The organism is Kitasatospora sp. NPDC032150 (assembly GCF_055579945.1).
In genome coordinates this window covers 80,791-94,322 of sequence record NZ_JBVIMH010000001.1, presented here as the reverse complement: position 1 = coordinate 94,322, position 13,532 = coordinate 80,791, and the positions used below count along the sequence as shown (strand labels likewise).

Here is a 13,532-nt window from a genome sequence, read left to right as displayed (position 1 = left end):
GGGTGGGCGTGGCGAACGAGGTTCGGCGGAACGGGGGTTGGGCGTGAACATGGGTGCGACGACAGGTACCGCCGCAGGGGCAGCAGCCGGAGCGGCGGCGAGGACGGCGGCAGGCTCGGCGGCGGGGGCGGTACGGACCACCGGCGCGGGGGCGGTACGGACCACCGGCGCCGTGGTGGCCGGGGCGCTCGGCGCGGTCGGGGCGCTGCACGCGGTGTGGATGCGGACGCCGTGGCCGCTGGGCAGCCCGGCGGAGTTCGCCGACGCCGTGGTCGGTGTCGGGGTGGACCGGCTGCCGACGCCGGCGATGTGCGCGGAGGTGGCGGTCGCGCTGGGCGCGGCCTCGTACCTGGTGGGTGCTCGCGCGGGAGTACTGCCCTCGGCCGGGCCCCGTCCACTGCGGACGGCGGGGACGGGGACGGTCGCAGCGGCACTTCTGGCGCGCGGCGTCGGAGGGCTGCTGCTCTTCGGCACGGCGGAGTCGGGCCGGCGGATCGTCCGCAGCGAGCGGTTCGTCCGGCTGGACCGGCGCTACTACTCCCCGCTCTGCCTGGCCCTGGGAGCTGGCGCGGCGCTGGTCGCCGCACGGGGTGCGTAAGGTTGGCAGGGTTCGCTGCCAACGGAGTGTTGAAGGAGTCCGCTGTGCTGGTCCTGTTGCCGCCGTCGGAGGGCAAGGCCGCTTCCGGGGACGGGGTGCCACTGGCACTGGACGGACTCTCGCTGCCCGGACTGTCGGCGGCGCGCGAGCGGGTGCTGAACGCCCTGGTCGAACTCTGCTCGGCCGATGAGGACACGGCGCAGGCGGTGCTCGGGCTGAGCAAGGGCCTGCGCGGCGAGGTGGCCCGCAACGCCGGCCTGCGGACGGCGGGTGCGCTCCCGGCGGGCGAGGTGTACACGGGCGTGCTGTTCGACGCGCTCGGACTGGCGAAGCTGGACGAGGCCGCGTACCGGCGGGCGGAGCGTTCGCTGCTGGTCTTCTCCGGGCTGTGGGGCGCGGTCCGGATCGGTGACCGGATCCCGCCGTACCGCTGTTCGATGGGCGTGAAGCTGCCGCCGCTGGGCGCACTCGGGGCGTACTGGCGGCGCGAGATGGCCTCGGAGCTCCCGGCCGCCGCCGGGGACGGGCTGGTACTGGACCTGCGCAGTTCGGCGTACGCGGCGGCATGGAAGCCGGCCGGGGAGCTGGTCGCGCGGACGGTCACCGTGCGGGTGCTGCAGGAGCGCGAGGTGGACGGCGTACTGAAGCGCTCGGTGGTGAGCCACTTCAACAAGGCCACCAAGGGGCGGCTTGTCGGGAACCTGCTGAATGCGGGAGTCGAGCCGGGCTCGCCGGGCGAGCTGATCGAGGCCCTGCTCGGACTCGGGTACCGGGTGGAGGTCTCGACCGAGGGGTCGGCACGCAAGGCGTGGCAGCTGGATGTCGTGGTGACGGACGTGCACTGAGCGGCTCGGGCGGCGAATGGCGGACGACGGATGACGGATGACGGATGACCGTCGGCGATCGACCGCTGGCGGACAACCGCCGACAGGCGACCATCGACGGACGACCATCGACGGACGAGGGTCAGCCGCTAACAGACGACGGATACCGGCTGACCGGTGACAGGAGACGATTGCCGACTGACCAGTGACGGACAACGACTATCGGCTGACAGAATCTGAAACCCGTCATCTGCTAGCTGCCATACGTCATCCGTCGTCCGTCACCCGCGATCCGGTCAGCGCAAATGGCTCGTGTCGTTGAGCAACCGCAACGAGGCATTCCCGTCGGAGTAGTACTGGACCGCGCACAGCGAGGCCGCCGACAGCTCCATCCGGTACATCGAGTCCGGCGGCGCGCCGAGCGCTAGCCGGACCAGGGTCTTGATCGGGCTGACGTGCGAGACGGTCAGGACGGTCTTGCCCGGGAAGCGGGCGATCAGCTTGTCGCGGGCGACGCCGACCCGGTGGGAGAGGGAGGCGAAGCTCTCGTTGCTGCCGGTCGGCTTGGCCTTGGCCGAGCCGAGCCAGGCCGCGAGGTCGTCCGGGTAGCGTTCCTGCACCTCGGCGAAGGTGAGGCCCTCCCAATCACCGAAGTCGAGTTCCCGCAGGCCCTCCTCGATCCTGACCTCCAGGCCCAGGCGGGTGGCCACCGCCTCGGCGGTCTGTCGGGCGCGCCGCATCGGCGAGCTGACCACGGCCTGGACGGTGCCGCGCGCGGCGAGCGCCTCGGCGACCCGGGCCGCCTGCCACTGGCCCCGGTCGGAGAGCTCCGGATCCCCGCCGCCGCTCCCGGAGAATCGCTTCTCCGGGGTCAGCGCGGTCTCCCCGTGCCGGAGCAGCACGAAGGTGGTGGGGGTGCCGAGGTCGGCCGGGAGTGCCCAGCCCGCCTTGGGTGCCGTGGGCGCCGGGAGCTCCTCCACCGGGAGGGCGGCGGGTGCCGGATGTGTCCTGGCCTTGGACTCCCACTGCCGTCCGGCCTTGCCCGCGTCCATCGCCTCGTTGGCCAGCCGGTCCGCGTCCTTGTTCTTCTCGCGCGGGATCCAGGTGTAGCTGACCTGGGAGCGCGGGTAGACGGTGCGCGCCTCGGCGGCGAGGGGCTGCATGTCGGGGTGCTTGATCTTCCAGCGGCCCGACATCTGCTCGACCACCAGCTTGGAGTCCATCCGCACGTCGATCGCGGCGTCCGGGTCCAGCTCGTGCGCCGCGCGCAGGCCGGCGATCAGGCCTTTGTACTCGGCAACGTTGTTGGTGGCGTGCCCGATGAACTCGGCAGCCTCCGCGACGATCTGGCCGGTGTCGCCGTCCCGGACCACCGCGCCGTAGCCGGCCGGCCCCGGATTGCCCCGGGAGCCGCCGTCCGCCTCGACGACGAACCTTCGCCCTGCCATCGACCGCTCACCCTCCATCGCCCGGCCGGCCACCGGCCGGACCCGCCATCTGCTCGGACCACCGCCGAGAGCCGCGCACGTCGACCGCCACGCATGGCGACCATCACGTACGCCGACCACCACGCTCGGCGCCCGTCAGGTACGCCAACCGCCGCGCACGCCGGCACTCACCCCAGCGCGCACGCCGGCTCGCGGGCACGCACCCGTACACCCGGGTGCGTGCCCGCGTGCTCGTACTCCCTGCGGGCGTACTCCCTACGGGCTTAGACCGAGTCGGCCGTACGGACCAGGATGCGCCCGCAGTTCTCGCAGCGGACGACGGCGTCCTTCGGCTCGGCCTTGATCGCGTTCAGGTCGGTGATGGAGAACTCAACCCGGCAGCCCTCGCAGCGGCGCTGGTACAGCCGGGCCGCACCGACACCACCCTGCTGCTCGCGCAGACGGGTGTAGAGCTTCAGCAGGTCGGCCGGGATGACGGCGGCGACGGTCTCCCGGTCGCGCTTGACCTTCTCGGCCTCGGCGTCGATCTCGGCGAAGGCCGCGTCCCGGCGCTGCTCGGCCTCCTTGAGGACGACCGTGGAGTGCTCCAGGCGGGCCGTCAGCTCGGTGACCCGGGTCTGCGCGGCCTCCAGGCGCTCCATCACCTCCAGGACGACGTCCTCCAGGTCGGCCTGGCGCTTGGCCAGCGAGCCGATCTCGTGCTGGAGGTTCTCCAGGTCCTTCGGCGAAGTGATGGCGCCGGAGTCCAGCCGCTGCTGGTTGCGGGCGGCCCGGGCCCGGACCTGGTCGACGTCCTGCTCGGCCTTGGTCTGCTCGCGGGTGGTGTCGCCGAGCTGGGCCTGGGCGGCGACGACCAGGTCCTTGAGCGCGGTGTGGTCGGCGGTCGCCTTCTCGATCTCGGCGTGCTCGGGCAGGCTGCGGCGCCGGTGGGCCAGCTGGTCGAGGCGGGAGTCGATGGCCTGCAGGTCGAGCAGGCGGATCTGGTCGGCGGGCGCGGCGTTCAAGCGGAGGGCTCCTGTGAATCTGTCAGGTTGCAGGTCGGGTTCGGGTGCGCGGGGTGTCGCACGGGTGCGCCGCGCGAGGTCGGCCGGGATGACTGGGTGTCAGGCCCGCCCGGTCACTCCGGCGGCGGACGCCACCGGGGTGCCGGAGGCGAAGGCGGTCATCGGGGCGTGGGCGGTCCACGGGTCGGTGACCACCTCGGAGACCCTGGTCTCCAGCGGCCAGCCGTGCTTCTCGGCAGCTGCGGACAGCCCGCGTTCGGCGAGCTTCAGCCACGGCCACTCGGTGGCCCAGTGCGCGGCGTCCACCAGCGCGACGGGGGCCGCCTCGGTGGCCTCGGAGGCCGGGTGGTGGCGCAGGTCGGCGGTGACGTAGGCGTCGACACCGGCGGCGCGCACCTCGGCGAAGAAGCTGTCACCGGAGCCGCCGCACACCGCGACCCGGGTGATCAGCCGGTCGGTGTCCCCGGCCACCCGGACGCCGGCGGCCGTGGCGGGCAGCCCGGACGCGACCTGGGCGGCGAAGTCGGCGAGGGTGAGCGGCGGCTCCAGGACGCCGATCCGGCCGGTGCCCCGGCGGCCCGCCGGGTCGGTCGGGTCCGGGATCAGCGGACCGAGCACCCGCAGGCCGACCGCCTCCGCGAGGGCGTCGGACACCCCCGGGTCGGCGTGGTCGGCGTTGGTGTGCGCGACGTGCAGGGCGGTCCCGGAGCGGATCAGGGTGTGCACCACCCGCCCCTTGAAGCTGGTGGCGGCGACGCTGGTGGTGCCGCGCAGATACAGGGGGTGGTGGGTGACCACCAGGTCGGCGCCCCACTCGACGGCCTCGTCCACCACCGCCTGGACCGGGTCCACGGCGAACAGGACGCGGCTGACCTCGGCCTCGGGGTCACCGCAGACCAGCCCGACCGCATCCCAGGATTCCGCCCACTGCGGCGGGTAGAGCTCTTCGAGGGCACTGATGACGTCGGACAGTTTCGGCACCTGTCGAGACTACCGCGCGCGGAGAGCCCCCGAGCCCCGGCGGGGGCGGGAGCCGCCCGGGACGTGTGCGAAGCAGCCCGTCCACCTGCCGCCCCGGGTACGTCCACCGCCGGGCGGGCGGGCGCACAGCTGTCCGTCAACCGGCGCGTGAAGGCGCCCGGAGGCACGTGAGCGTGCCGACGGCGGCGCACGGAGGCATGAATTCCACGTCGCCTCTGGTCACACTCTGCGGGTAGCGCGCATTCGAAAACGAGCCTGGATCACCCTTAAGAGTGAAGTGACCTCGCTGGCGTTGAGGCACCCCCGTCCCGAAAGTAACTTCAGTGATGCGAACGGGAGTTGCCTCGACCAGGGGGGTCGAGATGGGCGCTCCGCCGAAATTCCGGACTCCCCGCGTTCCACCTCCAGCTCCGCCGATCGGACGATCGGCGCACGGGACGGCGGGACGCCGAGGGCCGGCGCGAAAGCGGCGGACGCGGCCGGGGCACCGGTCCCGTATCTCCGAAAGACCGACCGGACCGAGGGCCCGCACAGCGGGCGCCGTCGGCGACGCAGCAGAGGGGTGTGAAGCAGATGGGGGCGGGCACACCGCTGCGCTCGGCTGGGGGGCCGGGGTCGGTTGGCGACGGGCCGGGTGCGGCCGGCACGCTGCCGGAGGTGGCACGGGCGGCCGTGGCCGGCACCGGGAGCCGGGGAGACGAGGGTGGCTGGCGTCTCACCGTCGAGGGCTTCTGGTGCACGGCCCGGCCGTCCGGGCCGGCCGCCGCGGTACCCGCGCAGGGCTGGAAAATACACGTGAGCGCGGCCTCCCCGGCGGCTACGGAAGTCCTCTCCACCGTGGCGTCGGTCATCGCTGCAGACCCCTGCACTTTCAAATTCGCCGCCGACCGGGAGAAGCTCCACGAGATCAATTCCCGGAACAGCGAGCGCGGTTCCGCCGGGAAATTCATCACCGTCTACCCCGTCGACGAAGAGCAGTTCCGGCGGATCGCCGAGGAACTGCACCGCGCGACCGAGGGCCTGCCGGGGCCCGTCGTCCTCTCCGACCGGCCGTACGCGCCCGGCAGTCGGGTGCACTACCGGTACGGGGCCGTCGCCGCCCGCGCCGAACTCGGCAACGACGGGGCGTACCGCTCGATGCTGACCGGCCCCGACGGCAGCCGGACGGAGGACGTGCGCGGCGCGAGCTACCGGTGCCCGCCCTGGGCGATCGACCCCGTCGAGGGGAGGGGGTCGGCCGCCCCCGGCGCTCGCGGGGCCGCACCGGCCCGTACCGGGGGCACCCCCGGCAACGGAACCGCCGACCGCAAGCCCGCCGGCGGCGGTGCCCCCGGCAACGGCTCCACCGGCCGCGGATCGCGCCCCGGCGGGGTACTGCTCGGCGGCCGGTACGCGCTGACGGCGGCCGTCCGGCACGGGACCAAGGGCGGTGTCTTCCTCGGCCGGGACAACGCCGACGGCAATGAGGTGGTGGTCAAGCAGGCCCGCGCGCACATCGAGGTGGACCGGTCCGGCCGGGAGGCCAGGACGGCGCTGCGCCACGAGGCACGGCTGCTGGAGCGCCTCGACGGCCGCGCGCTCACCCCGCACCCGGTGGAACTGATCGAACAGGGTGACTCGCTCTTCCTGGTCCAGGAGCGGATCACCGGCCGGACGCTGGGCGGCTGGGTGGCCGAACGCCTGCGCCGCGACGGCACACCGGACATCGCCTGGGCCGAAGCGGGCCCGCTGGCCCTCGCTCTGACCGACCTGGTCGAGCGGGTGCACGCCGAGGGGCTGGTGGTACGCGACCTGGCGCCCGGCAACGTGATGGTGCGGCCGGACGGTTCGCTCCGGCTGATCGACCTCGAACTGGCGGCGGAGATGGGCAGCACGGCCGGATCGGCCGGCACGCCCGGGTACCGCGCCCCCGAGCAGGGACCCGGTCTGACCGACTCCCGCGCCGAGTACGCCGGCGACCTGTACGCCCTGGGCGGCCTGTTCTTCCTGCTCGCGACCGGCCACGACCCGCTGCTGCCCGAGGACTCCCCCGAACCCCGACCGGTCACCGACCGGCTGGGCCACTGGCTGGCCGCCGCCGCACACTGCGGCGAGACCGCGCGGCACCTGGCACCGCTCGTGCTCGCCCTGCGCGCCGAGCGGCCCGGGCAGCGGTGGGAGACGGCACGAATACGGGCCGCGCTCGCGGACGCCCTCCGGCCGGACGCGCCACTGGCCGAGAGCAAGGCCGGCGCGGGGCGGCCCACGGCTGAGCGCCCGGAGACGGCGGCGGACACCCCCGCACAGCTGCCCGGCGGGCCGACGGACGCACTCCCGACGAACCCCCTGCACCGGGCGCGCCCCGACGGAGGACTCGCGACCGCGAGCAGTCCCTTCCCGGCACCCGGCCGGACCCTGTCCCCCGCCCTGGCGGACCGGCTGCTCACCGACGGCCTGCGCCAGCTCGCCGAGAGCGCGACACCCGAGCGCGGCGACCGGCTCTGGCCGACCGTCCCGGCCGGGCAGCTCACCGATCCGTGCAACGTCCAGCACGGCGCCGCCGGCGTGCTCGCCGTACTGGCCCGGGCCGCCGTCGCGCCGCTTCCCGGCGCCGTACGCGAACAGGCGTTACGGACGGCCCGGTTGGCGGCCGAGTGGATCGAACGGCGGTGCGCGGCCGAGCCGGTGGTGCTACCGGGGCTGCACTTCGGCCGCTCGGGCGCCGCCTGGGCCCTGCTGGACGCCGCCGAGGCGCTCGCGGACGGCTACCTCGCCGACCGGGCCGAGGCGATGGCCCGCAAGGTCCAGCCGGTCTGGCCCAATCCCGACGTCTGCCACGGCGCCGCCGGGGCCGGGTTCCTGCAGCTCAGGCTGTACCGCTCGACCGGTTCCGCCGAGTACCTGGACCGGGCGGCCGAGTGTGCCCGCGGTCTGCTGGCCGTCGCTCGACGCGAACCGTACGGCACGGTCTGGCCGGTGCCGAAGGGCTTCGACTCCAGCCTCGCCGGGATCACGCATCTCGGGTACGGCCACGGGGTCGCCGGGGTGGGCGCGTTCCTGCTGGCCGCCGCCGAGGCCACCGGGGACGACCGGCTGCTCGCCGGGGCCCGCGAGGCCGCCGGGACACTGGCCGCCACCGTGCGGCGGGACGGCCCGGGCGGGCGCGCCGGCTGGTGGCCGCAGAGCGCGGGCGACCCGGAGGGCGTCAGGCTGGCGCACTGGTGCAACGGTTCGTCCGGAGCGGGCAGCTTCCTGGTCCGGCTCTGGCGGGCGACGGGCGACCGCAGCGCGTACGAGCTGGCCGTGGCCGCCGGACAGGCGGTGCTCGACGGCCGGTGGCACAGCGGAACGTCCGCCTGCCACGGCCTGGCCGGCAACGGCGAGTACCTGCTGGACCTCGCCGAGGCCACCGGGGAGAGCCGGTTCCGCAGCGCAGCCTGGGAATTGGCGGACCTGATAGCCGCCCGCAGCGCGCTCAGGGACGGACTGCTGGTCCTGCCGGACGAGACCGGCACCGGCTGCACCCCCGCCTACGGCACCGGCAGCTCGGGGGCCCTCGCCTTCCTGCTGCGGCTGCGCCACGGCGGTCCGCGGATCTGGCTCGACCCGCGACCGCCGGCCACCCGGTCCGGCCACGGCGCCGCCGAGCCGACGGCGAGCCGGGGATGAACGCCCCCGCCGCCCGACCCCACCCGACCACAACTCCCAGGAGGTGAGCCCGCGATGAGCATCGCCACCCGCACCACCGCCCAGGCGCTGCGCCGGCTGAGCTTCACCTTCGCCGCAGACGGCTCGCACGCGGCCTGCCTGGCCGCGGCCGCCGACGGCGGCTGGTACGTGGAGAGTTGGCGGCTGCCGGCGGACGGCCCGGCAGGGCCGACCGCGCTGGTCCTGCCCGGCAACCGCTCGGAGAGCCTGCGCTCACAGCTGGTCTCACTGCCGGACGGCCGGGTCCTGCTCTGCCGCCACGCCGGCGACCGGCACGACCTGGTCGCGCTCTGCGCACCGTCGAACGGCGGTGCCCACTCCACCGAGGAGCTGCTGGCCACGCTGCGGATGCCGGGCCTGCGGCTGCTGCCGCTGCCCGGCGGGGCCCGGCCCGCGCAGGTTCCGGTCGCAGTCGCCCTCGGCACCGACACCCGACCGGTCACCACGGTCTGGCTGGTGACCACCGACGGGTCCGAGCCCCGCCGGATCGCCGAGCTCCCCGGGCTGCACGGCGGCGGCGTCTGGCTGGACCGGACGGGGCGGCTGCTCGCCCTGGACCGGGTCAGCTCGGGAGCAGTCAAGTCCGTCGTACTGGACCTGACGTCCGGCCAGGCCAGCCCGCTGCTGGAGATCGCCGAGGGCAGCAACGACCGGCTGGTGCTCTTCGACCCGGACACCGGTTTCGCGATGATCCGCAGTGACGCCCCCGGCGCAGACCGGCTCGGCTGGGGCCTGCTCGGCGCCGGCGGACCACCGCGCTTCCCCGAGTGCCTGCACGTCCCGGAGATGGTCCTGCGGCCGGTGGCGCTCGCCCGGTCGGCACCCGGCGACGCGCCCGCGCCCGCCGGGATCCGGGTCGCCGTACAGATCGACCACGGCGCGGCCTCCGCACTCGCCCTGTGGCAGCCCACCAGCGGCCGGCTCGACCCGCTGCCCGTCCCGCCCGGACGGCTCGGCGCGGTCGGGCACTGGTCCGCCGCCGGGCTGCGGATGCCCTACTCCGCCCCCGACCACCCCGCCGCGCTCGCCACCCTGGACGTCGACGTCCTGCTCGGCCTCACCCCGTCCGGCGCACCCGCGCTCACCCCCGTACCGCTGCCGCTCCAGCTGGCCCCGCTCGGCCCCGCGGACGCCGCCCGCCCCTTCCACCCGGCCGGCGCCGAAGGCGGCACCCCGGACGAGGGCGGGCCGGTGGGACCGGCCGTCCGGGGAGCGGCCCAGGACACCGTACGGTCCTGGTCGTCCTGGTCCTCCTGGTCCGCGCCGACCCGGGTCCTGCGCACCTCACCGCCCGGCTTCCGGCTGGACGCGAGCACCCACCCCGGCGAGGGCGGGCGCTGGCACCCGGCGCAGCGCCTCGAACTCACCGGCCCGGCCGGACCGATCGAGGCCGTGGTCTACGGCGGCGACGCCTGGCTGAGTTCACCCCAGCTGGTGGTGGCGCTGCACGGCGGGCCGGCGGACGCCTGGCGGCTGGAGTTCGACCCGGCCCTGCAGCGGATGGCCACCGAAGGCCTCACGGTGGTCGCCCCCAACCAGCGCGGCAGCATCGGCTACGGCGTGGACCACGCGATGGCCATCCGCGGCGCCTGGGGCGGACCCGACCTCGACGACGTCCTGCACCTCGTCGACGGCCTATCAGGACAGCGCTCGGCGCTCGGACTTGAACCACCGGCCCTGTTCGGAGTGAGCTACGGCGCCTTCCTCGCCCTGCTCGCCACCGCGTACGCCCCCGCCGGCCAGGTGTCCCGCTGCGCCGTGGTCGCACCGTTCCTGTCCGGCGCCCGGCTGCTCGCCGAGGCGTCGGCACCGGTCCGGGCACTGACCACCCGGCTCGGCGGGGGCCATCCGATCGCCGACGCCCGCGGCCCGCGCGACGTGCTCCATCTCGCGCACCGGCTCACGGCGCCGCTGCTGATCGTGCACGGGGACCGGGACGAGGTGGTACCGGTCAGCCAATCCCGTTCGCTGCGGCACGAGTTGCTGCGGATCGGCCGGACGGAGGGCACCGACTTCCGGTACGTGGAGGCGGCCGGCGCCGGCCACGAGGTACTGGCCGAGGAGGGCGGGGCCGTCCTGCACGAACTGCTGGCCGCCTTCCTCCACACCGGACGGCCGACCTAGCCCGCACCACGACACCGCCCATCGGTGGACACGCACCCCGCTCCCGCCGACGGCACCCACGAAGCTTCCCGGCCCGGCCGACCCGCCGAGCCCGGGAGAGAGACCTGCGGCAGAACGATTCTGCCGCAGCGGCCGCAACCCGGCGGGCAACGCCCGCGCGGCCGACAGAACCGACACCGACCGCACCGTGCGGCCGGTGGACACCAAGGGGAGGACCCAACCATGGAGAACCTGATGGACTTCGAGACCGACCTTGCCGCGCTGCAGGAGCTGCCGGAGACCGAGTCGGTCGAGCTGACCGGTCACGGCGGCGGCTGCCAGTACACCTGCCTGATCCTCACCTGCCTGATCTTCACCATCAGCTGACACCGGCAGGCCGGCACACGGGGCCGCGCCACACCCTCACGGGGGTGGCGCGGCCCTCCCGTTGCCACCAACACCGCCCGGATCCCGGGAGTTGCCCCATGCCAGGACACCCGCCCGGCGGCCTCCCGGTGCACGGCCCTCCAGCCCGCCGCGGCACCCATGGCCACCCGGCTCCGCGAGCGCGGGCGATGCGCCGCGCGATCCGTCCGCGCTCGCCGCCGGGGGAACGCCGGCGCACCGCCCTGGTGCGGACGTGCCTCTTCCCCACCCCGGTGGTGGTGCCGGAGGAGGCGACCTGCCAGCTGGACGCGGTCGCCGAGGCCCGGCGGCAGGGGGCGTTTCGCTGCCCGTGCGGGCACCCTCGTGGCAGCGCCCCACCGGATCGTCTCCGCCCTGCGAGTCGGTCCGGTGCTCCTGTTGGACTCCGGCCCAGGGGCCAGCCGCCCGGCACGGCGAGCCCCAGGTGCTCTCCCCACTCCACCGCGAACCGGTCGGCCACTGGCTGGGATCAACCCCGTGCGGCACCTCCGGCAACGCACCGGCCGGCGCGCCGGCGTGGAACCGCACAGGTCCGGTGCGGCGTCGATGATGCCGAGTCCACGGGGTTTCCCGATACGCCGGTGCACGAGACGGCCGATAGGGTGGCCACGTACAGGCTTGGGGTCGCGCTACCGGTACCGGCGCGTCGCGCCACCCGCGGTAGGCACCCCGGCCGGATTCGACCGGTGCCAGGCGGCACCACAGACCAGTACCCTCGCACGGAGAAGACGAACCTGATGTCCGACACCCTCACCGACACCACCGAGCACGACAGCACCGCGCCCGGCGCCGACGGGGCCGCGACCGAGGACACCGCACACGGTCGCCACCGGGGCATGACCGCATCCGACGACGCCGCGGACGCCAGCCCGCACGGCCGCCACCGCCGCTGAATCTCGGTCACCGCTGAGGCTCCGTCACTGGGCCTCGGTCACCGCTGAGCTTCTCGGCCACCGCTGAGCGTTCGTGCCCGCACCCACGCGGGTCAGCCGACCGAGGGGCCCCACCAGGGGCCCCTCGGTCGCGGCGTTCCGGGGCCGTGCCCCACCGGACTCCTGCCCCGTCCGCACCTGCTGGCATGATCAGCGCCCATGCCTGCCACCCCCACCGCGCTCCCCCGCGCCTGCCCCGCCTGCTCGGCCCCACTGGAGGCCGACGAACGCTTCCCCGTCTGGTGCCCCGGCTGCGAATGGAACCTGACCCCCGCCACCCGCACCCCCGAGTACGACTCGCCCCGCGCCCGACGCCTCGCCGAACGCCGACAGCGCCGCAACGCCGCCCGTGAACAGCGGGTCAGGACCCGGGTGGAGCAGCTGTACGAGTCGCTGGCGAGCGACGCGGAGCCGGGGCCCGACCGGGTCTGGATCGCGGCCGCGGCACTGGCCGGTCTGGTGCACCTGGTGACGCTCACCGTGGTGTCCGGCTCCGTCGCGCTGCTCTGCACCGACCACTGGCCGCTGCGGATCCTCGGCCTGATCGGCCTGGTGATCGCCTGGCCGCTGCGCCCGCGGCTGGGCCGGGTACCCGGTGGCGGCACCGTGCTGGGCCGTGGCGACGCTCCCGCGCTGTACGCGCTCGCCGACCGGGTCGGCGCGGCCGTGGGTGCCCCACCGGTGGACACGATCCGGGTGACCGGCGACTTCAACGCCTCCTTCGGCCGGGTCGGGATCCGCCGGCGCAGCGTGCTGACCATCGGGCTGCCGCTGTGGGCCGCGCTGACGCCGCAGCAGCGGGTGGCGCTGCTCGGCCACGAGTTCGGACACGACGTCAACGGCGACCATCGCCGGAGCCTCTGGCTGGCGTCGGCGATGAGCGCTCTCACCGAGTGGTACCGGTTCAGCCTGCCCACCCGCCGCCGGAGCCTGAGCCGCAAGCTGTTCGACCAGATCGCCGATCTGCTCGCCGGCCTCGCGCGCTGGCTGATCAGGCAGCTGGTGAGCGCCCTGCTGGACCTGCTGGAGGCCCTGACCACCAGGTCCGGCCAACGGGCGGAGTACCACGCCGACCGGCTCGCCGCCGAGGTCGCCTCGCCCCGCGCCGCGTACGGGATGCTGTCCGCCCTGCTGCTGGACTCGAGTGCGGAGACCATCCGGCTGCGCCACCGCAGCACCGCCAGGCTGCACGGCTCCCGGAGCCGGCGGAGCGCCGCGGCTCCGGAGCCGGACCTCTGGGCGGAGTTCGGCGGAATGGCGGCCGCCCTCCCGCCGGCCGAGCTGGAGCGGCGGCTGCGCCTGTCCGCCCGTCAACTGGGCGCAGTGGACCGGACCCACCCGCCGACCCACCTCAGACTCCGCCTGCTCGGCACCCGACCGGAGACCGGGGCGACCGTCCTGCTGTCCGACGCCGAGGCCGAACTGATCGAGGCCGAACTGGCTCCGTCCCGGGACCGGGTGGCCCGGAGCCTGCAGACGGTCTGAGCCCGTCCAGGGTCGGCCGTCCGGCCCCGGGCTGCCCGCGCCGG

The 13,532-nt window shown here is 74.8% G+C and carries 10 protein-coding genes; 7 read left to right on the top strand and 3 right to left on the bottom strand.

The window, feature by feature from the left end; genetic code table 11:
* Positions 1-49 precede the first annotated feature (49 nt).
* Both ACZ5ON_RS00410 and yaaA read left to right on the top strand, forming a co-directional pair.
* Positions 50-598, top strand: a complete 549-nt coding sequence (locus tag ACZ5ON_RS00410) for a DUF3995 domain-containing protein (RefSeq protein ID WP_465582426.1) — start codon at positions 50-52, stop codon at positions 596-598.
* A 44-nt stretch (positions 599-642) separates the two neighbouring features.
* A complete protein-coding gene (gene yaaA, locus ACZ5ON_RS00405) occupies positions 643-1,443 on the top strand; it encodes a peroxide stress protein YaaA (protein WP_465582423.1) in 801 nt (266 codons plus the stop codon).
* 275 nt (positions 1,444-1,718) lie between these two features.
* Here yaaA and ACZ5ON_RS00400 read toward each other — a convergent pair whose 3' ends face one another.
* The 3 genes from ACZ5ON_RS00400 to ACZ5ON_RS00390 all read right to left on the bottom strand — a co-directional run bounded on the left by ACZ5ON_RS00400 (position 1,719) and on the right by ACZ5ON_RS00390 (position 4,855).
* Positions 1,719-2,870: a bifunctional RNase H/acid phosphatase gene (locus tag ACZ5ON_RS00400; RefSeq protein WP_465582420.1), complete on the bottom strand. Its 1,152-nt coding sequence runs from the start codon at positions 2,868-2,870 to the stop codon at positions 1,719-1,721.
* A gap of 263 nt (positions 2,871-3,133) precedes the next feature.
* Entirely contained in the window at positions 3,134-3,874 is a 741-nt protein-coding gene (locus ACZ5ON_RS00395; RefSeq protein WP_465582417.1) for a zinc ribbon domain-containing protein, read from the bottom strand.
* A 99-nt stretch (positions 3,875-3,973) separates the two neighbouring features.
* Positions 3,974-4,855: a Nif3-like dinuclear metal center hexameric protein gene (locus ACZ5ON_RS00390; RefSeq protein WP_465582414.1), complete on the bottom strand. Its 882-nt coding sequence runs from the start codon at positions 4,853-4,855 to the stop codon at positions 3,974-3,976.
* Between the two features lie 657 nt (positions 4,856-5,512).
* On the opposite strand from ACZ5ON_RS00390, the gene lanL reads away from it, so the two are divergent.
* The 5 genes from lanL to ACZ5ON_RS00365 all read left to right on the top strand — a co-directional run bounded on the left by lanL (position 5,513) and on the right by ACZ5ON_RS00365 (position 13,488).
* Positions 5,513-8,503, top strand: coding sequence for a class IV lanthionine synthetase LanL (gene lanL / locus ACZ5ON_RS00385; protein ID WP_465582411.1), 2,991 nt, complete (start codon positions 5,513-5,515; stop codon positions 8,501-8,503).
* Between the two features lie 54 nt (positions 8,504-8,557).
* Positions 8,558-10,666, top strand: coding sequence for an alpha/beta hydrolase family protein (locus ACZ5ON_RS00380; RefSeq protein WP_465582408.1), 2,109 nt, complete (start codon positions 8,558-8,560; stop codon positions 10,664-10,666).
* 222 nt (positions 10,667-10,888) lie between these two features.
* On the top strand, positions 10,889-11,032 hold the full coding sequence (locus ACZ5ON_RS00375; RefSeq protein WP_465582405.1) for a VenA family class IV lanthipeptide: 144 nt from the start codon (positions 10,889-10,891) through the stop codon (positions 11,030-11,032).
* Between the two features lie 776 nt (positions 11,033-11,808).
* The gene (locus tag ACZ5ON_RS00370) at positions 11,809-11,964 is read left to right on the top strand and encodes a hypothetical protein (RefSeq protein ID WP_465582402.1); all 156 of its coding nucleotides are present in this window, start codon (positions 11,809-11,811) and stop codon (positions 11,962-11,964) included.
* Between the two features lie 198 nt (positions 11,965-12,162).
* On the top strand, positions 12,163-13,488 hold the full coding sequence (locus ACZ5ON_RS00365) for a M48 family metallopeptidase (RefSeq protein ID WP_465582399.1): 1,326 nt from the start codon (positions 12,163-12,165) through the stop codon (positions 13,486-13,488).
* The last annotated feature ends 44 nt before the right edge of the window (positions 13,489-13,532 follow it).

What these genes read in the sequence shown, in the direction of transcription:
- ACZ5ON_RS00410 (WP_465582426.1), top strand. Translation starts at nt 50, where the DNA reads ATGGGTGCGACGACAGGTACCGCCGCAGGGGCAGCAGCCGGAGCGGCG.
- ACZ5ON_RS00400 (WP_465582420.1), bottom strand. Translation starts at nt 2,870, where the DNA reads ATGGCAGGGCGAAGGTTCGTCGTCGAGGCGGACGGCGGCTCCCGGGGC.
- ACZ5ON_RS00380 (WP_465582408.1), top strand. Translation starts at nt 8,558, where the DNA reads ATGAGCATCGCCACCCGCACCACCGCCCAGGCGCTGCGCCGGCTGAGC.
- ACZ5ON_RS00375 (WP_465582405.1), top strand. Translation starts at nt 10,889, where the DNA reads ATGGAGAACCTGATGGACTTCGAGACCGACCTTGCCGCGCTGCAGGAG.
- ACZ5ON_RS00370 (WP_465582402.1), top strand. Translation starts at nt 11,809, where the DNA reads ATGTCCGACACCCTCACCGACACCACCGAGCACGACAGCACCGCGCCC.
- ACZ5ON_RS00365 (WP_465582399.1), top strand. Translation starts at nt 12,163, where the DNA reads ATGCCTGCCACCCCCACCGCGCTCCCCCGCGCCTGCCCCGCCTGCTCG.